The 19,527-nt window shown below is 62.0% G+C and carries 16 protein-coding genes; 6 read left to right on the top strand and 10 right to left on the bottom strand.

Annotation, left to right across the window (positions count from 1 at the left end; translation table 11 throughout):
* The first annotated feature begins 134 nt into the window (after positions 1-134).
* The 4 genes from NE851_RS28255 to ureG all read left to right on the top strand — a co-directional run bounded on the left by NE851_RS28255 (position 135) and on the right by ureG (position 3,128).
* Positions 135-998, top strand: a complete 864-nt coding sequence (locus tag NE851_RS28255) for a GGDEF domain-containing protein (RefSeq protein WP_254959331.1) — start codon at positions 135-137, stop codon at positions 996-998.
* A gap of 84 nt (positions 999-1,082) precedes the next feature.
* Complete coding sequence (locus NE851_RS28250) at positions 1,083-1,649, top strand: urease accessory protein UreE (RefSeq protein ID WP_254959329.1); 567 nt, start codon at positions 1,083-1,085, stop codon at positions 1,647-1,649.
* A gap of 6 nt (positions 1,650-1,655) precedes the next feature.
* Complete coding sequence (locus NE851_RS28245; protein ID WP_254959327.1) at positions 1,656-2,327, top strand: urease accessory protein UreF; 672 nt, start codon at positions 1,656-1,658, stop codon at positions 2,325-2,327.
* Positions 2,328-2,516: 189 nt separating this feature from the next.
* Positions 2,517-3,128 (top strand): urease accessory protein UreG, encoded by a 612-nt coding sequence (gene ureG, locus NE851_RS28240; RefSeq protein WP_063474389.1) that lies wholly within the window; start codon positions 2,517-2,519, stop codon positions 3,126-3,128.
* A gap of 82 nt (positions 3,129-3,210) precedes the next feature.
* Here ureG and NE851_RS28235 read toward each other — a convergent pair whose 3' ends face one another.
* From NE851_RS28235 to NE851_RS28210, 6 genes are all read right to left on the bottom strand, one after another.
* Complete coding sequence (locus tag NE851_RS28235; RefSeq protein WP_047618693.1) at positions 3,211-6,537, bottom strand: efflux RND transporter permease subunit; 3,327 nt, start codon at positions 6,535-6,537, stop codon at positions 3,211-3,213.
* 12 nt (positions 6,538-6,549) lie between these two features.
* On the bottom strand, positions 6,550-7,740 hold the full coding sequence (locus NE851_RS28230; protein WP_047618696.1) for an efflux RND transporter periplasmic adaptor subunit: 1,191 nt from the start codon (positions 7,738-7,740) through the stop codon (positions 6,550-6,552).
* A 399-nt stretch (positions 7,741-8,139) separates the two neighbouring features.
* Positions 8,140-9,111 carry an ABC transporter substrate-binding protein gene (locus NE851_RS28225; protein ID WP_047618698.1) on the bottom strand — a complete coding sequence of 324 codons (972 nt, stop codon included), beginning with the start codon at positions 9,109-9,111 and terminating at the stop codon, positions 8,140-8,142.
* Between the two features lie 58 nt (positions 9,112-9,169).
* Positions 9,170-10,297 (bottom strand): ABC transporter permease, encoded by a 1,128-nt coding sequence (locus NE851_RS28220; protein ID WP_025570397.1) that lies wholly within the window; start codon positions 10,295-10,297, stop codon positions 9,170-9,172.
* Positions 10,294-11,223, bottom strand: a complete 930-nt coding sequence (locus NE851_RS28215) for an ABC transporter permease (RefSeq protein WP_025570395.1) — start codon at positions 11,221-11,223, stop codon at positions 10,294-10,296. The genes NE851_RS28220 and NE851_RS28215 overlap by 4 nt, the downstream gene beginning before the upstream one ends.
* 57 nt (positions 11,224-11,280) lie before the next feature.
* Positions 11,281-12,066: an ABC transporter ATP-binding protein gene (locus tag NE851_RS28210; protein WP_063474392.1), complete on the bottom strand. Its 786-nt coding sequence runs from the start codon at positions 12,064-12,066 to the stop codon at positions 11,281-11,283.
* 94 nt (positions 12,067-12,160) lie between these two features.
* Here NE851_RS28210 and NE851_RS28205 point away from each other — a divergent pair, with 94 nt between their 5' ends.
* Positions 12,161-12,574, top strand: coding sequence for a cupin domain-containing protein (locus NE851_RS28205; RefSeq protein ID WP_025570392.1), 414 nt, complete (start codon positions 12,161-12,163; stop codon positions 12,572-12,574).
* Between the two features lie 58 nt (positions 12,575-12,632).
* Here NE851_RS28205 and hydA read toward each other — a convergent pair whose 3' ends face one another.
* Both hydA and NE851_RS28195 read right to left on the bottom strand, forming a co-directional pair.
* The gene (hydA, locus tag NE851_RS28200; RefSeq protein WP_183904758.1) at positions 12,633-14,087 is read right to left on the bottom strand and encodes a dihydropyrimidinase; all 1,455 of its coding nucleotides are present in this window, start codon (positions 14,085-14,087) and stop codon (positions 12,633-12,635) included.
* Between the two features lie 52 nt (positions 14,088-14,139).
* Positions 14,140-15,393, bottom strand: coding sequence for a Zn-dependent hydrolase (locus NE851_RS28195; protein ID WP_254959318.1), 1,254 nt, complete (start codon positions 15,391-15,393; stop codon positions 14,140-14,142).
* A 301-nt stretch (positions 15,394-15,694) separates the two neighbouring features.
* On the opposite strand from NE851_RS28195, the gene NE851_RS28190 reads away from it, so the two are divergent.
* The gene (locus NE851_RS28190; protein ID WP_025570386.1) at positions 15,695-16,345 is read left to right on the top strand and encodes a TetR family transcriptional regulator C-terminal domain-containing protein; all 651 of its coding nucleotides are present in this window, start codon (positions 15,695-15,697) and stop codon (positions 16,343-16,345) included.
* Positions 16,346-16,348: 3 nt separating this feature from the next.
* On the opposite strand, the gene NE851_RS28185 is transcribed toward NE851_RS28190, so the two are convergent.
* Together NE851_RS28185 and NE851_RS28180 are read right to left on the bottom strand one after the other, a co-directional pair.
* Positions 16,349-18,916, bottom strand: a complete 2,568-nt coding sequence (locus tag NE851_RS28185) for an HWE histidine kinase domain-containing protein (protein WP_254959316.1) — start codon at positions 18,914-18,916, stop codon at positions 16,349-16,351.
* On the bottom strand, positions 18,913-19,479 hold the full coding sequence (locus NE851_RS28180) for a biliverdin-producing heme oxygenase (RefSeq protein WP_254959315.1): 567 nt from the start codon (positions 19,477-19,479) through the stop codon (positions 18,913-18,915). The genes NE851_RS28185 and NE851_RS28180 overlap by 4 nt, the downstream gene beginning before the upstream one ends.
* Positions 19,480-19,527: the final 48 nt, after the last annotated feature.

Here is a 19,527-nt window from a genome sequence, read left to right as displayed (position 1 = left end):
TGCATCCCCTGCTAGAAAAATTCTGTCCACCGAATCGTCTGAAACCATTCGAATTTTAACGAGTCGATTAAGACACCCGCAGCAATTGGACTCTTATCAATGCCTTGAAACGCCGGGCAGGAAGGTCGATTCTCATGAGAAACTGGATGTCGCTGCAGGCCGATTTTGGCAGTTTTCAACATCGCAGAAACGTCTATGTCTTCGCGCTGAAGATGAGCTTTCTTGCCGTTGTTCTCTCCGGCGTCATTATGGTGCTGACGATACCGCCGCTTGGCTTTTTCGGCCTGTTGCCGGTGACACTCTCGTATGCGATCAGCTTCGGCGCCATTTTTTCCTGGCTCGTCGGCGGGACGGTTTCCGGCATGCTGTCGCTGGCTGCCGGTTTTGCCCTGCATGAGCTGACGCTGTCCCGGGCGGAGTTCGAAAAGCTCAGCCGGACGGACACGCTCTCCGGCCTGCTGAACCGGCGCGCCTTTACCGAGGCACTGGAAAAAACCGAGGGCAACGCTTCGCTTGTGATTTTCGATGTCGACCGCTTCAAGGCGATCAACGATCGCTTCGGCCATGCTTGCGGCGATGCCGTCATTACCGCAGTATCAGGCATGCTCACATCTACCTTCGATCAAATTTCCATTGTCGCACGGCTGGGTGGGGAGGAGTTCGGCGTCATCGTCTCCGGCGAGCCGCTGGAGGCACGGATGGAGCGCATCGAAGGTGTCCGAGCCCGGATCGCAAGCGGCGCCATCAAGGCGGACGGGCACGATATCCGCATTACCGTTTCCGGCGGTGTGGCCGATCTCGTCGCCGAGCGCAACAAGCAGCAGGTCTATGCTTCTGCCGACCGGGCGCTCTATCTGGCCAAGGCGCTTGGGCGCAATCGCGTCGTGCACGAGCGGGAGGGTTTGCATCATGCCTGGCACGGGCTTGCGGAGAACGGCGTCGATGTCGAAGGCAGGGGGCTGGAGAGCGACAACGTGATGCAGGCTTACGGAATATAAAGATGGATCCGAGTGAAAAACCATTGGTGCTTGCATCGGGAAGAGCTATTTTGCATGGTCGTCCTCTCAGAAAACGGACATACCATGCAGCGCGTTACTTCCTATCTTCCTGCCGGAACCCCTTCCTCCCATCCGACCGCCCAGGTCAAGCTGCCGCATGACTTGCGCCATTTGCGCCGCAAGCTGCTGCATCTGGAAAATGGCGAGATGGTCATGCTCGATCTCAAGGATTCGGTGCTTTTCGCCAATGGCGATCTGTTGGTGCGTGACGACGGCGAGTTGATCGAGATCCTCGCTGCCGACGAGAAGCTCTTCGAGGTTCGCGGACGCGACCGCACGCATCTGGTGGAACTCGCCTGGCATCTCGGCAACCGGCATCTTGCTGCGCAGATCGAGGAAGACCGCATCGTCATCCTGCGCGATCATGTCATCCGCACCATGCTGCAGGGCCTCGGCGCCGTCGTTCTCGAAATCGACGAGCCGTTCCAGCCGGCGCGCGGCGCCTACCATTCTCACGGCGGGCATTCGCATGGGCATGATCACGATCTTGCCCATAATCACGGCCATGACCATGATCACGAACATGGCTACGAGCATGAGCATGAGCACCGCCACGATCGCGGTCATGATCATGACCACAAGCACGACTGAGCCTTGATGACGAGTGATCGCGAGCTCCAGGCATTGCTGCGCCTGACGGCATGGCTCTCGCCGGCCTTTCCGATCGGCAGCTTTGCCTATTCGGGAGGGCTGGAGCGGGCAGTGTCCGACGGGCTGGTTACAGATTCGAGCTCGCTTGCGGCCTGGATCGGCACGCTGATCGGCCATGGGTCGGTCTGGAACGATGCCGTGCTTCTGGCCGAAAGTCACAGGTACCAGGCAGAGCCCATGCGCCTTGCCGAGATTGCCGCACTCGCCGAAGCGCTTGCCGGGTCGCGCGAGCGCCATCAGGAAACGATGTTGCTCGGCGAGGCTTTTCTTGCGGCGGCGCGGGCCTGGCCGGACGAGGTGTTCGAGCGATTGCCTGACAAGGTCGCTTATCCCATTGCGGTCGGGGCGGTGACGGGCGCCCACGACATAAAGCCCGAGAAGGCGCTTGCCATCTTCCTGCATGCCTATGCATCGCAGGCGATATCGGCAGGCATCCGTCTCGGCGTTGCCGGACAGAGGAATGGCGTTGCCATCCTTGCCGGTCTTGAAGAATGTATCGCGGAGGTCGCCCGACGGGCGGCAGCCTCGACGCTCGACGATCTGGGCTCGGCGACCGTGCAGGCCGATATTGCCAGCCTGCGCCACGAGATGCAGACGACGCGGCTGTTCCGCTCGTGACGGTGCGAAATTATCGCTGTGGCTAGAGCAATTCCAGCAAAAGTGCGCAGCGGTTTTGCGCCCGGAATTGCGTGAAAACAACGAGATAGAGCGCTTCCGTGATTCGAAGAAAAACAAGCGCTCTAAGTCATTTGACGGTGGCGCGGGCGGGCGGCTTCGCTATCATCAGCTTGGATTGGAGTAAGGCACATGAAATCAAGAAACGGACCTTTGCGTGTCGGCATCGGCGGGCCGGTCGGTTCGGGCAAGACGGCGCTGACCGAAAAGCTCTGCAAAGCGATGCGCGACGATTATTCCGTCGCCGTCGTCACCAACGACATCTATACGACCGAGGATGCCGAAGCGCTGGTGCGCATGCAGGCACTGCCTTCCGACCGCATCGTCGGCGTCGAGACCGGCGGCTGCCCACATACCGCTATTCGCGAGGATGCGACGATTAATTTGCAGGCGATCGCCGGCCTCAACCAGCGGATCCCCGATCTCGACGTCGTCTTCATCGAATCCGGCGGCGACAATCTGGCGGCGACCTTTTCGCCCGATCTTGCCGATATCACCATCTATGTCATCTCCGTCTGCCAGGGCGAGGAAATCCCGCGCAAGGGCGGGCCTGGCATCACCCGCTCGGACCTGCTTGTCATCAACAAGAAGGACCTGGCGCCCTATGTCGGCGCCGATCTCGAGGTGATGGACCGGGATGCGACGCGGATGCGTGCGAGCCGCCCCTTCGTCTTCTCCGACATGAAGCGCGGCGACGGCATCAGCTCGATCGTCAGCTTCCTCAGGGAGCAGGGCGGGCTCTGACGGTCAGAACGGCGAAAAAGGAATGGCAAAATGAACGGGCCGGGAGTTGACTCCCGGCCCGTTCATTTTGTGGGTTTTTTGACTATTCCGCCGCGAAGGGCGGCAGGCGGAGCACGTTGGTGTCGTTGCTGTTGGCGGTCTTGCGCTTGCTTTCCGGCTTTTCGATCGCGGTCAGGCGCTCCTCCAGCGAGTCGATCTCGCTGCGGTTCTCGCGGGTGACGCGGGTGAGATCCTCGCGCGACAGCGGCAGGTCCTCATTGTCCTTCCGGCCGACCAGGCGGCCGAAAGCCCAGCCGAGCAGGCGGGACAGATCGTCCATGATCAGGAAGAAGGAGGGCACGACGACGAGCGAGAGCACCGTCGAGACGATGATGCCGCCGATCACCGCGATCGCCATCGGCGCCCGGAAGGAGCCGCCTTCGCCGACACCGAGCGCGGAAGGCAGCATGCCTGCCGACATGGCGATCGAGGTCATGATGATCGGCCGGGCGCGCTTGCGGCCGGCTTCGACCATGGCTTCGACCCGGGCTATGCCCTGGTGGCGCATCTCGATGGCGAAATCCACGAGCAGGATGGCGTTCTTGGTGACGACACCCATCAGCATCAGGATACCGATCATGACGGGCATGGACAGCGGATTGCTGGTGAGGATCAGGCCGGCTGCGACGCCGCCAATGGCGAGCGGCAGTGAGAACAGGATGGTGAAGGGCTGGATCACGTCCTTGAAGAGCAGGATCAGCACCGTCAGCACCAGCAGGAGGCCCATCAACATGGCGTTGACGAAGCTCTGCTGCATCTCGGACTGGACTTTGGTGTCGCCGCTTTCGGCAAGGTGCACCGTGGCCGGAATATTGGCCTCCTTGACGATTTCACGGAACCGGGCCGAAGCCGTGTCGAGCGCCACGCCCTGCGGCAGGTCGGAACCGATCGAGACGACGCGGTAACGGTTGTTGCGCTTGATCGAGCTTACGCCCTCCGAATAGTCGATATTGGCGACGCTCGCGAGCGGAACGGTGCCGCCGCTGGCGGTCTGGATCTTCAGTGCCCGCAGCGCCGCAAGGTCGCGACGCATGTCGAGTGCCGCCTGGACACGGATCGGGATCTGGCGATCGTCGAGCGAGATCTTGGCAAGGGCCGCATCGACATCGCCGATGGTGGCGACGCGGATGGTCTCGGAGATCTGCTGCGGCGTGATGCCGAGGCGGGCGGCCTCGTCCTTGCGCGGGTAAACCTGCAGTTCCGGGCGGGGCAGGGCGCCGTCGGCGCTGACATTGGCCAGCAGCGGATCAGCGCGAAGCTTGGATTCCAGAATGCCGACGGCGTCGTTCAGGTCCTTCTCGTTCTTGGAGAGGAAGTTGAAGGAGAGGTCGCGTTCGCCGCGGTCGTTGAGCTTGAGGATATGAACGTCGGGAATGTCGCGCAACTTGGCGAAGACTTCCTTTTCGATATCCCATTGCGGACGTTCGCGGCCGTGGACTTCCACCTTCGGCAGCATCGGCCCGATGACCGGGATATGGCCGAGCCCGTCATTGACCATCTTCTTGATCAGCGATTGGTCGAGCTTGTGAAGCGCCAGCGTGATGGTGGCGCGGCGCAGTTCGAGATCCCCCTTCGGCGATGCGCCGCCGAGGACGAAGACGCTTTCGACGCCGTTGATGTCCTTGACCCGATCGTAGATCGCATCCGTCGTCTTCTCGGTATCGTCAAGCCGTGCATTGGGCGGCAGTTCGACGGAGAGAACGATGCGCGAGGCATCTTCCGGCGGCAAAAAGCTGCCGGGAACCTGCATCAGCAGCAAAACGGAGCCGACCAGGAAAGCGAAGGCGACAATCAGCGTCGCGTAACGCGTATACCAGCGCCCGGTCGTGCCGCGTATGAGACGGGTGTATCCACGCATCAGCAGGCCGTCATTGTCGTGATGGTCTTCCATGCCGTCTTCGGCGCGCATGAGATAGGCAGCCATCATCGGGGTGATGAGGCGCGCGACCATCAGCGAGAAGAAGACGGAGAAGGCGACCGTCAGGCCGAACTGGATGAAGTACTGGCCCGGAATGCCCGGCATGAAGGAAACCGGCACGAAGACGGCAATGATCGTGAAGGTGGTGGCGATGACGGCAAGGCCGATTTCATCAGCCGCCTCGATCGCCGCCCGATAGGGCGTCTTGCCCATCTTGATGTGGCGGGCGATGTTTTCGATTTCGACGATCGCATCGTCGACGAGAATACCGGTCGCGAGCGTCAAAGCAAGGAAGCTGACGAGGTTCAGCGAGAAGCCCATCATGTCCATGATCCAGAAGGTCGGGATCGCAGACAGCGGAAGGGCGATTGCCGAAATCAGCGTCGCGCGCCAGTTCCTGAGGAACAGGAAGACGACGATGACGGCGAGCAGCGCGCCTTCGAGCAGCGTATGGATGGCGGCTTCGTAATTGCCATAGGTGAAATACACCGAATCGTCGATCAGTTCGATCTTCACGTTCGGGTTTTCGGTCCGCACCTTGTCGAGGCTTTGCGCTACGGTTTCGGCGACGCTGACTTCGCTGGCGCCCTTCGAGCGGAAGACGCCGAAGGTGACAACCGGCGTGGCGTTGAAGCGCGAGAAGGATTTCGGCTCTTCATAGGTGTCCTTGATGACACCGAGATCGGACAGTTTGACGAAGCGGCCGTTCGGCAGTGCGATCGTCGTGTCGGCGAGTTCGGCGACGTTGCGGGCATCGCCCAGAACACGGATCGCCTGTTCGCTGCCGGCCACCTGGCCGCGGCCGGAGCCGAGGTCGATGTTGGTGCCACGCAGCTGCTGGTTCACGCTTGCAGCGGTGATGCCATAGGCATCGAGCTTGCCGGGGGTGAGTTCAATGCGCACTTCGCGCTCGGCGCCGCCATAGCGATCGACGCGGCCGATACCGGCCTGGCCCTGCAGCGCACGCTTGACGGTATCGTCGACGAACCAGGAGAGTTCTTCCAGCGACATATCGGGCGAGGAAACGGCGAAGGTCTGGATCGCCTGGCCCTCGACATCGACCTTGGTGACGATCGGCGCTTCGGCAGTCGCCGGCAGGTCGCTGCGGATTCGGTCGATCGCGTCCTTGACGTCCTGTACGGCCTGTTCCGTCGGCACTTCCATCCGGAACATCACATTGGTCTGCGAGCTGCCGTCGGTCACCGTCGACTGGATTTCGTCGATGCCGGTGATCGAGGCGATCGCGTCTTCGATCTCCTTCGTCACCTGCATTTCGAGTTCAGCCGGTGAGGCGCCGCTCTGGGTCACGCTGATCGAAACGAGCGGCACATCGATGTTCGGGAAGCGCGTGATCGGCAGCGAATTGAAGGACTGCATGCCGATGAACACCAGCAGGCAGAAGGCCAGAAGCGGCGCGATGGGATTTCGAATGGACCAGGCTGAAAAATTCATCGGATGGTCTCTTTAGTTGGAAGCCGGGGGCTGTTCACGCACCGGAGTGATGTGGTCGCCGTCACGGACATAAGCGCCCGCCTTGGCCACGACCTCGTCGCCGGTCTTCAATCCATCGACGATCTCGACATAGGCACCGTCCTGGATGCCGGTCTCGATCTTGGCGAATTTCACCACGCCATCCTCGACCTTGCGGGCGGAGGAGCCTTCATTGCCGGTCAGCACGGCGGTCAGGGGAAGCGATACGCCCTCGGTCTCGCGGACGATGATCTCGGCGCTGCCATACATGCCGGAACGCGCCTTGCTGTCATCGTCGATGGAGATATGGACGAGGCCGAGGCGGGTGACCGGATCGACGGTCGGCGACACCAGGCGGACGGCGCCGGAAAGCTTCTCGCGGCTGCCGGAAAGCGAAATTGCCGCCTTCTGGCCGGCCACGACCCTGACGATATCGCTTTCGGCGACCTCGGCGACAAGCTCGACATCACCGTCGCGGATGATGGTGAACAATGGGTCGCCGTTGCCGGCAGCTATCGCACCGACCTTGGCGTTTTTCGCCGAGACCGTGCCGGCGACCGGCGTCTTCACGTCGGTGCGTGCCAGCTTCAGATCGGCATCGGCGATCTGGCTGTCGAAGACCTTGAGATCGGCTTCGGCGACCTCGATCGCCTGTTCGGCGGAGACAACGCGGGCATTGGCGGCGGCGGCAGTCGCATCGGCCTGTTCGACCTGGGCGGTGGAAACCGTGCCCTTCTTGACCATTTCCTGGGCGCGGGCCTGCTGCTGCCTTGCCTGTTCGGCATTGGCCTGTGCCTCGATGAGCTGGGCGCGCAGCTGGGCGAGACTTGCCTGACCCTTGGCTTTCGTCGCCATCATCTGGCTCTTTTCCAGCACCAGCGCGTCGTCATTGAGCGTCGCCAGCGTGCTTTCCGCCTGAACCTTGTCGCCGACATCGGCTTTCAGCGTGCGGATCGACAGACCTTCGACCTGCGGCTGGATATAGACTTCCTCGACGGGCTTGATCGTTCCCGTGCCGATGACACGGTCGACGAGAGTGCGATTGACAGCCTTGGTGACGACGATTGCCGGCAGGTTCTGCTGCGGTTTTGCGACCGGCGTTTCCTGCGAAAATGCGGTTGATGCAGCCAGAGCTGCTGCGAAAAGGGTGGAGGCGCCTAGAATTCCAATCGGCTTACGTGCCATGCGTCTTCGTCCAATCTTATGATAAGGTTGGCCGAACTCGCGCGTCTGCCACTCAGCGCGCGATCAGGCCACTGCCCTTCCTGCATTCTCAGAGGTATCCGCCGATCCTTTGCCGTCTTCATCCCTCGCCGGCAAATTCGGCTTGTAGGTGGTATCGATTTGCTCGATCTACAAGTCCGGCAGAAAACAATTCCCCATGAGGCGATAATAATTACCATTCCGACGTCAATCAATCACCGCAAGGTTATGTCAACATTACGAAGATTGATCGCGCTTCTACCCCATGACGTTTGACGCCCGATAAATGCGACAGTTGCAAGGTGTTTTTTCCGGTCTTGCGCCGAAAAAACAAAACGCGCGGAAATCTTCCGCGCGTTTCGCTTCGCAATATTGCCGAAACTACTTGGCAGCGGCGTCGGTAATGTCGTGCGTCCAGGCGCCCGCAGGCTCCTTGCTGATGATCTTCTGGTCGAGCAACGCCTTTGCCGTGCGGGCATAGAGCGCTTCGTCCAGCTTGCCGGAGCCGTCGCCGACCAGCTTGGCGACTTCGCCCATCATGCGCTTCTGGTGGTTTTCGTCCTGACCGCCATTGTCCATGACGATCTCGGCGGCTTCATCGGGATTCTCGGTCGCATATTTCCAGCCCTTCAACGAAGCGCGGACGAACTTGACCATCTTTTCCTTGAAGGCCGGGTCCTTCAGCTTGTCTTCCATCGCATAGAGGCCGTCTTCGAGAAGGTCGTTGCCCATCTCGGTATAGTTGAAGACCGTCAGTTCTTCCGGCTTGAAGCCGGCATCGATCGCCTGCCAGTATTCGTTATAGGTCATGACGGAAATGCAGTCGGCCTGCTTCTGGACGAGCGGCTGTACGTCGAAGCTCTGCTTCAGCACGGTGACGCCGTTCGGGCCGCCTTCCGTGGACAGGCCGAGCTTGTTCATCCAGGCAAAGAAGGGATATTCGTTGCCGAAGAACCAGACGCCGAGCGTGTGGCCCTTGAAGTCGGCTTCGGTCTTGACCGGGCCGTCCTTGCGGCAGACCATTTCCAGGCCGGACTTCTGGTAGGGCTGGGCGATGTTGACGAGCGGAACGCCCTTTTCGCGGGCAACCAGGGCGCCGCCCATCCAGTCGACGATGACATCGGCGCCGCCGCCGGCGATCACCTGCTCGGGGGCGATATCGGGGCCGCCCGGCTTGATGTCGACGTCGAGGCCTTCTTCCTTGTAAAAGCCCTTGTCCTTGGCGACGTAATAACCGCCGAACTGGCTCTGCGTGACCCATTTCAACTGCAGCACCACCTTGTCGGCGGCCATCGCATGGGCTGCTGCAAGCGACATCGCGCTTGCCATCATTGCAACCATCAACTTTCTCATTTTCTTATCCTTACCCTCTGAAGTTATGCCCGGACCTGTTTGCAAAGCCCGCGCGCGTCTAGCCACCACGGATAGACGGATGCCAGAACGTCACCGCCCGTTCGGTCAGGGCGATGACACCATAGAAGATCGAGCCGGCCAGCGCCGCGACGGCGATTTCCGCCCAGACCATGTCGACATTCATGCGGCCGATCTCGGTGGAGATGCGGAAGCCCATGCCGACGATCGGCGTTCCGAAGAATTCCGCAACGATGGCACCAATCAGCGCCAGCGTCGAGTTGATCTTCAGTGCATTGAAAATAAAGGGCATTGCTGCCGGAAGCTTGAGCTTGAGCAGCGTCTGCCAGTCGCTCGAGGCATAGGTGCGCATCAGGTCGCGCTCCATGCTGCCGGAGGCGGCAAGGCCGGCGACGGTGTTCACCAGCATCGGGAAAAAGGTCATGATGATGACGACGGCGGCCTTCGACGGCCAGTCGAAGCCGAACCACATGACCATGACGGGGGCAACGCCAATGATCGGCAGAGCCGACACCATGTTGCCGATCGGCAGCAGGCCGCGGCGCAGGAAGACGATGCGATCGGCCAGCACCGCGACGGCGAAGCCGCTGAGGCAGCCGACGATGTAACCGATCAGCACCGCCTTGAAGATCGTCTGCCTGACATCGTCGCCGAGGATCGGCAGCGAGGCCATGATGCGCGCGCCGATGGCGCTCGGCGGCGGCAGCAGGATGAAGGGGACGCCGGCACCGCGCGTAACCGCCTCCCAGAGGATGAGTATCCAGGCGCCGAAGATCGCCGGGATCAGCAGTTGGAGTGTCGATCTGCCGAAGGTGGTGACGGGCTGCAATTTCGACAGCTCGGTGACGCATCGCCAGGCAAGCAGCCAGCAGGCAAAGAGCAGCAGGAAGAAAGCCCGTGTGGCCGCGCCGTCATTGCCGGAGAGAGCGGAAAGCAGCATCCAGGCGGCGCCATGTGCGCCGATAAACAAGACGGTGGCACGATAGGCCGGCGGCTGCGGCGCGAAGGACAGGAGGGCTGCCGCGATGACGATGGTGAAAGTGAGGCTTGCCGTGCCGTCGGTGAAGGGGCGCGGCGCGCCATCGGCCAGGAGCGGCAGGGCCGTCAGCGCCGCGAGACAGAGAAGGAGGGCAACGACGCCTTGCCAGGAAAAGCTCAGATGTCTCATGCCGGCCTCCCGCCCATGGTGCGGTCGACGATCTTCGCCGCAAGGCCGACGATCGCGACCAGGATACCGGCCAGCAGCGATCCGGCGACGAGGGCGGCCCAGATGTCGATGGTCTGGCTATAATAGGAGCCGGCGAGCAGCTTCGAGCCGATGCCGGCGACAGCCCCCGTCGGCAACTCGCCGACGATGGCGCCGACCAGGCTGGCGGCGATCGCGACCTTCATCGAGGTGAAGAGGAAAGGGATCGAGGCGGGAACGCGGAGCTTCCAGAACGTCTGCATCGGGCTGGCATAATAGGTGCGCATCAGGTCGAGATGCATGATTTCGGGCGAACGCAGCCCCTTCACCATGCCGACGGCGACCGGAAAGAAAGAGAGGTAGGTGGAGATCAGCGCCTTGGAAACGAGGCGGGAAGCGTCGGAATCGAGGTTCAGCAGATGCGCAATTGCATTGTCGCCGGTCAGCACATTGTAGGAGATGATGACGATCATCGGTGCAATCGCAAGGATCGGTATGGTCTGGCTCGCCACCAGCCAGGGCATCAGCGAGCGGTCCATGGCGCGATTGTGCACGATCAGCACGGCAAGAAGGATGCCGAGCAGCATGCCGAAACCGAAGCCGAGCAGGGTCGAGGAGAGCGTCACCCAGCTGTGATAGACGAGGCTGCGATTGCTCGAAAGGCTGCGCAGGAAGGTGTTCTCGTAGACGTTCTGCGCCACCTGATGCGGCGCCGGCAGGATCGGCTTCGGCTGGGCGAGCGTCTTGCCGATGAATTCGATGGTCGTAGGGGTGGCGCCGGCGCGGCCGTCCATGTCGCGCTGGAACGGCGCGTTCATCAGGACCGCAGCGACATACCAGATGACGAGGAGGGCCAACAGAATGGTGGTGACGGGGACGATCTTGTCTTTGAAGGTGTCGGGTTTCACAGCGACTGCCCCCATTTGCTGGCCCCGGACGCCCAACCATCCCTCGAACTCAACCGGCTAAACCTCATGGCTATGCCCCGTTCTCAGCCCCTCGCGGACGCGATGGGCGATTTCCAGGAATTCGGGGGTGTCGCGGATGTCGAGCGGGCGTTCGGCAGGCAGGGTCGAGTCGATCACGTCGGTCACGCGGCCCGGACGCGGCGACATCACCACGATCTTGGTCGAGAGGTAGACCGCCTCGGGGATGGAATGGGTGACGAAGCAGATCGTCTTGTTGGTGCGGGTCCAGAGCTTCAGCAGCTCTTCGTTCAGATGGTCGCGGACGATCTCGTCCAGCGCGCCGAAGGGCTCGTCCATCAGCAGCAGGTCGGCGTCGAAGGCGAGCGCGCGGGCGATCGAGGCGCGCTGCTGCATGCCGCCGGAAAGCTGCCAGGGGAATTTCTTCTCGAAGCCGGAAAGACTGACGAGATCGAGCGCTTCGGCGATGCGCCTCGTCCGGTCGGCGCCAGAATATCCCATGATTTCCAGCGGCAGGGCGATGTTGTTTTCGATGGTGCGCCAGGGATAGAGCGCCGGCGCCTGGAAGACATAGCCGTAGGCACGGGCCTTGCGCGCCTCTTCCGGCGTCATGCCATTGATCGAGATCTCGCCCGAGGTGCTCTTCTCCAGATCGGCGATGACACGCAGGAAGGTCGTCTTGCCGCAGCCCGACGGGCCGATGAAAGAGACGAAATCGCCCTTGCGAACATCGAGATTGACATTGCTCAGGGCACGCACCGGGCCGTCATTCGCCTGGTAGGTGAGACAGAGATCCTTGGCGGATACGACGGAGGGTGCTTGCATCAATGCGACCAGTCTTGTTTTCCCCGCGGGAACGCGGTTTGCGTGTTATCATTATCGCCGGTTTTATCGACGATACATTCCATGGAGGATGAGGATGGACGTGACATCAAAGCCCACCTGCCACATCGTTCGCCCCAATCATGCCTATGACGGCAAGCAGGGTCTCAGCTATTTCGAAGGGGTCGCGGCCGAGACGGTCGGCGCCAAGGGCATCTGCATGCACCTCCTGACGATCCCACCCGGCGTGCGCGCCAAGGCGCATCTGCATGAGGCGCACGAGACGGCGATCTACATGCTCTCCGGCGAGGCGCATACCTGGTACGGGGACCGGCTGGAGCATCACGTCGTCGTCCATGCCGGCGAACTTTTCTATATCCCGGCCGGCGTGCCGCATCTGCCGGCAAACCTCAGCAGCACGCCGTGCACGGCGGTCATCGCGCGCACCGATCCGAACGAGCAGGAGAGCGTCGTGCTGCTGCCGGAGTTGGACGCTTTGGTGCCGGCGTGAGGTCATTGGCATGGAGGCGTCGGTCCCCGGTTGATGGCCGTATCGTTACGCACCATCATCATACGCCGGTTGCCGGAATGCCGCTGCGCTCCACCTTGCGCGGAGAGGTGATCTCCTTCCAGGTGGACAGCGCCTTGCTGACGGCCGTCACCGGCTCGCGCCGGACGAATTCGCCGTGGCCCTCGCGGGTCTTGACGGTGCTTTCCTCGATCGCGACGATGCCGCGCGTCAGCGTGTAGCGCGGCAGGCCGGTCACTTCCTTGCCCTCGAAGACGTTGTAGTCGATCGCCGACTGCTGGGCCTTGGACGAGATGGTCTTGGAACGTTTCGGATCCCAGACGACGATATCGGCATCGGCGCCGACCAGGATCGCGCCCTTCTTCGGATAGATGTTGAGGATCTTGGCGATGTTGGTCGAGGTGACGGCGACGAATTCGTTCATCGTCAGCCGGCCTGTGTTGACGCCATGCGTCCAGAGCATCGGCATGCGGTCTTCGAGGCCACCGGTGCCGTTCGGGATCTTGGTGAAATCGCCGACGCCGAAGCGCTTCTGCGCCGTGGTGAAGGCGCAATGGTCGGTGGCGACCACCTGCAACGAGCCGGAGGCAAGGCCCGCCCAAAGCGAGTCCTGATGCTGTTTGCTGCGGAAGGGCGGCGACATCACTCGGCGGGCGGCGTGATCCCAGTCGGGGTTGGAATATTCGCTCTCGTCGAGCGTCAGGTGCTGGATCAGCGGTTCGCCATAGACACGCATGCCTTTGGCGCGGGCGCGGCGGATCGCCTCGTGCGCCTGTTCGCAGGAGGTGTGGACGATATAGACCGGGCAGCCGGCCATATCGGCGATCATAATGGCGCGGTTGGTGGCTTCGCCCTCGACTTCTGCGGGCCGCGAATAGGCATGCGCCTCGGGGCCGTTATTGCCTTCGGCCAGCAGCTTTGCCGACATCGAGGCGACGACGTCGCCGTTTTCGGCATGCACCAGCGGCAGGGCGCCGAGTTCGGCGCAGCGCTGGAAAGACGCGAACATCTCGTCGTCGTCCACCATCAGCGCGCCCTTATAGGCCATGAAGTGCTTGAAGGTGTTGATGCCCTTGTCGCGGACGATGGTCTCCATCTCCTTGAAGACCTGCTCGCTCCACCAGGTAACCGCCATGTGGAAGGAATAATCGCAATTGGCCCGGGTCGATTTGTTGTCCCACATGGTCAGCGCTTCGAGCAGGGACTGGCCGGGGGCGGGGAGCGCAAAATCGACCACCATCGTCGTGCCGCCGGAAAGGGCCGCGCGCGTGCCGCTCTCGAAATCGTCGGAGGAATAGGTGCCCATGAACGGCATTTCGAGATGGGTATGCGGATCGATGCCGCCCGGCATGACATAACAGCCGGAGGCATCCAGCGTCTCGTCGCCCGAGAGGTTCGGCCCGATCTCGACGATCTTGCCGCCGTCGATTTTCACGTCAGCCTTGTAGGTCAGGTCGGCGGTGACGATGGTGCCGTTTTTGATGACTGTGGTCATGATCGTTCCCCATTCCTTAATGATTTGAAAGGCGAGCTTCGCGGCGATTACCTCACACCACAATCTCCGCCGTCTCGACCACCGCGTGGAAGAGCACATCGGCGCCCGCCGTCGCCCATTCCTTGGAGATCTCTTCCGCCTCGTTGTGCGAGAGGCCGGCGACACAGGGGCACATGACCATCGTTGCAGGCGCGACCTTGGCGGCCCAGCAGGCGTCGTGGCCGGCGCCGGAGATGATGTTCATGTGGCTGTAGCCGAGCCTCTCGGCGGCATCGCGCACCGAGGTGACCAGTTTCGGATCGAAGGTGACCGGCTCGAAGTGGCCGATCGCCTCGATCGAGCAGCCGACGCCGAGCGCATCGGTGATCTCGGGCGCCTTCGACTCGATCTTGGCCCGCATCCGGTCGAGCTTCTCCTTGTCGGGCGAGCGGATGTCGACGGTGAAGACGACCTTGCCCGGCAGCACGTTTCGGGAATTCGGCGAGAAGAACACCTGGCCGACGCCGCCGACGGCGCCCGGCTGTTCGCCCATTGCCACGTCCTGGACCATTTCCAGGATGCGGGCCATGGCGAGGCCGGCATTGACGCGCAGGTTCATCGGCGTCGAACCGGTATGGGCTTCCTTGCCGGTCAGCGTGAATTCCAGCCACCACAGGCCCTGGCAATGGGTGACGACGCCGATCTGCTTTTCCTCGGCCTCGAGGATCGGCCCCTGCTCGATGTGATATTCGAAATAGGCATGCATCTTGCGGACGCCGACCTCTTCGTCGCCGACCCAGCCGATGCGCTTCAGCTCGTCGCCGAACAAATTGCCGTCCGGGTCCCTGCGATTATAGGCAAAATCCAGGCTGTGCACGCCGGCAAAGACACCCGACGCCAGCATGGCGGGGGCGAAACGGGCGCCTTCCTCGTTCGTCCAGTTGGTGACGACAACAGGATGTTTGGTCTTGATGCCGAGATCGTTCATGGTGCGTACGACTTCGAGGGCCGCGAGCACGCCGAGCACGCCGTCATATTTGCCGCCGGTCGGCTGGGTGTCGAGATGCGAACCGACATAGACGGGCAGGGCATCGGGATCGGTGCCGGGGCGGGTGGCGAACATCGTGCCCATGCGGTCGACGCCCATGGTCAGGCCGGCCTCGTCGCACCATGTCTTGAAGAGGCCGCGTCCTTGCGCATCGGCATCCGTCAGCGTCTGGCGATTGTTACCGCCAGCGATGCCGGGGCCGATCTTCGCCATGTCCATGAGACTGTCCCAGAGACGGTCGCCATTGACGCGCATGTTCTCGCCTGGTGCTGCCACCATTTCCTATGCCCTCACCTGTTTGCGGCAGTCATGCAAAGGGCATGCCTGCCTGTTCCCGTGGTCTATTCCTGCGCTTCTTATTGGTTTTGTCGAGCGCCGGAAAATCGCCAGTTGCCTTTGTTTTTCATCTGGCGGATAATTTGACCGATTGGTAAACATTACAACTTCCACCGCCGGGCTCAAGACGAAAATCACGAAAATCGCCGATAAAAATACGGGCAGTTGCTCAACAAAGCGGCAGGAGGTGTCTCCGGGCAAAACTTGAGCGAAGAAGTTGAATTTCAAGGGGAAATAACAGCCTGTGACCATACCGAGAGCAGCGAAAACCCTGAGGCGGACGCGAATCCAGGAGGAGAAGGAAGAGCAGATTCTGGAGGCGGCGCTCGACGTGTTTTCGGCAAGCGGCTTCCGCGGCTCGACCATCGACCAGATCGCCGAAGTGGCCGGCATGTCGAAACCCAATCTGCTCTATTACTTCCGCACCAAGGAAGCCATGCACCGGGCGCTGATCGACCGGGTGCTCTACACCTGGCTGGAGCCGCTGCGGGCCTTCGACGCCGAGGGCAATCCCGAGGAGGAAATCCGCAGTTACATCAGACGCAAGCTGGAGATGGCCCGCGATTTTCCGCGCGAGAGCCGGCTCTTCGCCAATGAGGTGCTGCAGGGCGCGCCGCATATCGAGGACGAGCTGAAGGGGCCGCTGAAGGAACTGGTCGACGAGAAGGCGGAGGTCATCCGCGCCTGGGCGAAAGCCGGCAAGATCGTCAAATGCGACCCCTACCACCTGATCTTCTCCATCTGGTCGACGACGCAGCATTACGCAGATTTCGACGTCCAGGTGCGGGCCGTGCTCGGACAGGAGCATTCCGGTGAGGGCCGCTTCGAGGATGCGGCGCGGTTTCTGGAGCAGCTCTTCATCGGCGGGCTGCGACCGGATCGTTCCGAGACCTGAGGTCTATTGCCTTTTAGGAAGCGGCACGCGGCCCAGTATGTCCGTCATGCCTTCCATCGTATAGGGCTTCTGCAGCACAGGTGCGTCCGAATGGCTGTTCGCCTGGGCGATGCCTTCCCCATAACCTGTGGCAAAAATGAAGGGCACGCCGTCAGCTGCCAGCCGGTCGGCGATCCCGAAACTCGTCTCATCGCCGAGATTGACATCGAGAAGCGCCAGATCGAAGGACCGGCCAGCCAGGATTTCCATCGCCTCGGTGACACTTGGCGCAGTTGCCACCTCGGCGCCGAGCCGGCGTAGGATGTCCTCGCCATCCATGGCGATGATCAGGTTGTTTTCCACCAGCAGAACATTCAGGCCGGAGAGTGGCTGAGCGTCGGCAATCGTCTTGCGATCGGCCGCTCCGACCGGAGCCGGCTTTGACGATTCGCTCGTCGGGCCGACGACATGTCGCGCGGGAATGCAGAAATCCGCCTCGAGCCCGTCCTTGGCGTAGCGGACCTCCGCCTTGCCGCCGAGGTCATAGGGAATCGAGCGGCGGATGATGGTCGAACCGAAGCCGTGGCGTTTGGGTTCGATGACGGGCGGGCCGTCCTTTTCGTGCCAGTCAATGTGCAGATTGCCTTCGTCGTCGCGCCGCCAGCCGAGTTCGACGGTGCCGCTGCCGTTGCCGGAAAGACTGCCGTATTTGGCGCTGTTGGTCATCAGCTCATGGAAAACAAGGGCGGCGGTGGAGAATGCCTGCGGTTCCAGCAGTACGTCCTCGCCGCTCATCCGGATGCGTTGTGCGTTTTTCCCGAGATAGGCGGCTGTTTCTGCCAGCAGCAATTGCCGGAGCGAAGCGGGCGCCCAGTGGTCGCGGGTGATCTGGTCATGGGCTCGTGCGAGCGACTGGATGCGGCCCTCGAGCTGGCGGATGTAGTCGCCAAGGCTGACGGAGGTTGCCTGCGACTGCCGGACGATACCGGTGATGAGGCTCAATATGTTGCGGACACGGTGGTTCAGTTCGGCGATCAGCAGTTCCTGGCGCTCGTTTGCCGTCTGGCGCGCCATGCTGACCTCGTCGGTCAGGCGCAGCACCACCTCGATCAATGTAACGCGGATGGTTTCGGCGACGCGGTGCTCGGCTTCGGTGAAGGGCAGCGAGCGGCCGCGCACCAGTTCAGACCAGGCTTCGAAACTCTTGCGCGGCGTCAGCCGCGGGCCGTTGGGGCCGTACTCCACCGGCTTGTACGGGTCGCCGCCCCAGCGGACGGTGCGCACCAATTCCTGACGGAAAAGCACGACATAATCGCGCGGCGAACGCGAGATGGGGATGGCGAGCATGCCCGCCACCGCGTCGTCGACCTCAAGATCCGGATAGGCTTCTGCGAGCCTGTCCACGGCATAGATGCGGCCGGCGGCATTGCGGTTGAGGTGGCGGACGAGGGCTGTGAAGCCTCTCTCGTCCGGCCCGATGCCGGCAAGTGCCAGCCGGCCGTTGATCCAGACGCCGATGCCGTCGGCAGGAATGGCGTCGGCAAGCGCCTCGATCAGCCAGGCGGGATCGTCGAGCAGGCTTGCATTGTCCGCCACGGAGGTGAGGAGCCGGTCGGCGATGCGGCGCGCCTTGGTCTCGTATTCGAGAGCCTGCCGCCGTTCGCGGCTTTCAAGGCGCGAAGCAAACATCTGGCCGAAGAGTTCGGCAGTAGAGCGGCTTTGGGCCGAAGGCAGACGCGGGCCGTAATGATGGCAGGCAAACAGGCCCCAGAGCCTGCCGTCGACGACGATCGATATGGAGAGCGAGGCGCCAACGCCCATGTTTTTCAAATATTCGATATGGATCGGCGAGACCGAACGCAAGACCGACATGGAAAGATCGAGCGGCTGGCCGTGTTCGTCGAGCGGCGGAAGGATCGGGACCGGGACGGCGTCGACATCGGCAATGATGCGGAACAGGTTGCGCAGATAAAGCGCGCGTGCCTGCACCGGAATGTCGGAAGCCGGGTAGTGCAGCCCGAGAAACGAGCCGATCCCGGCCCGGGCGGCTTCCGCCACGACTTCGCCGGAACCGCTTTCATCGAAACGGTAGACCATGACCCGATCGAAGCCGGTGAGGGCGCGCGCCTGTCTTGCTCCTTCGCGGAAAAAAGCCTCCATTGTTTCCGTGTGATCGAGGCGGGACATCATGCTGCGCATCGAGAGGGAAGCGGCGTCGCGCCTATCTTCCTGGCAGCGCTCGCCTTCGATGATGACCTGACCTTCGTTCAGATGCACGGCAACGTCGAACCTGTTTTGATCGGGCGTCAGAGCAATGCCGAAAATGCGCTCGACGACGTCGGAGCTGCGCAACGTGGTCAGCTTGTTGCGGACCGTGTGGAGTGCTTCAGGGGTGATCAGGGAGACAATGGGACGGCCGATCGCGTCGGTCTGCGCAACACCGAGGAACTCCACCAGATTTGTAGAGGCGCGCGTGACAATCCAGTCTGAGGATACCGCCAAGAGAAAGCCGAAGGGTTGAACCGAGCCGAGCTGGTGTATCGGCTCACGGTCGCAATTGGTGAGATCGACGGGTTCGTGCGTGCCGCTCATTGGACAGCTTCCGTGGGGACCGCTTCCATCGGGGCCGCTTCCAGCGTGAGTTGCCCGGCTTTGAGGAAGAGGTCGAAGACATCGCGGGCAGCGGTTATGGCAGCGGCGGGATCGTCCACGTTGCTCCCGTCAAGACGATCCATGAAGAGCCGCATGGCGCCCTTCGGGCCTTGGGGGCTCAGGTAGCTGCCGGGCAAGTGATCAGGGATGGCCTTGGTGAGCAGGGCGCCGCCGAGCTTGGAGCCTTCAAGGACGTAGGCAGCCCCCCAGACCGCCGCGTCGCAATGCAATGCCGGTTGCGGAAGGAGCGGGGGCAATCGATCGTCGAGCGCCCTTATGTCGGCAGCGAGCAGGTGCGCGCGCCTTCTTTCCGGCCAGTCGGGGAGCAGGCGGGCGATTCCGGCTTGCTCAAGCGCATGTTCGACCGATGGTACGACCTGGGCATGGGCGCGCAGGAAGGCCTTGTAATCCTGGGGGCGTGAGAGGTTGAAACTGCCGAAGAGAGTGTCGACCGCGGCGTGGCAATCTGCTGTTTGTGCGCGGAGGGCGCTGCGAAGTGACATGCTGACCGTGTTCCGAGTGATATGGCGTGCGCTATGAGGGGCGACGAA

Origin of the sequence: Rhizobium anhuiense bv. trifolii (assembly GCF_024346605.1) — a bacterium.
Lineage (GTDB): Bacteria > Pseudomonadota > Alphaproteobacteria > Rhizobiales > Rhizobiaceae > Rhizobium > Rhizobium anhuiense.
The sequence above is the reverse complement of the archived record's forward strand: the minus strand, read 5'-3'. Positions and strand labels throughout refer to the sequence as shown.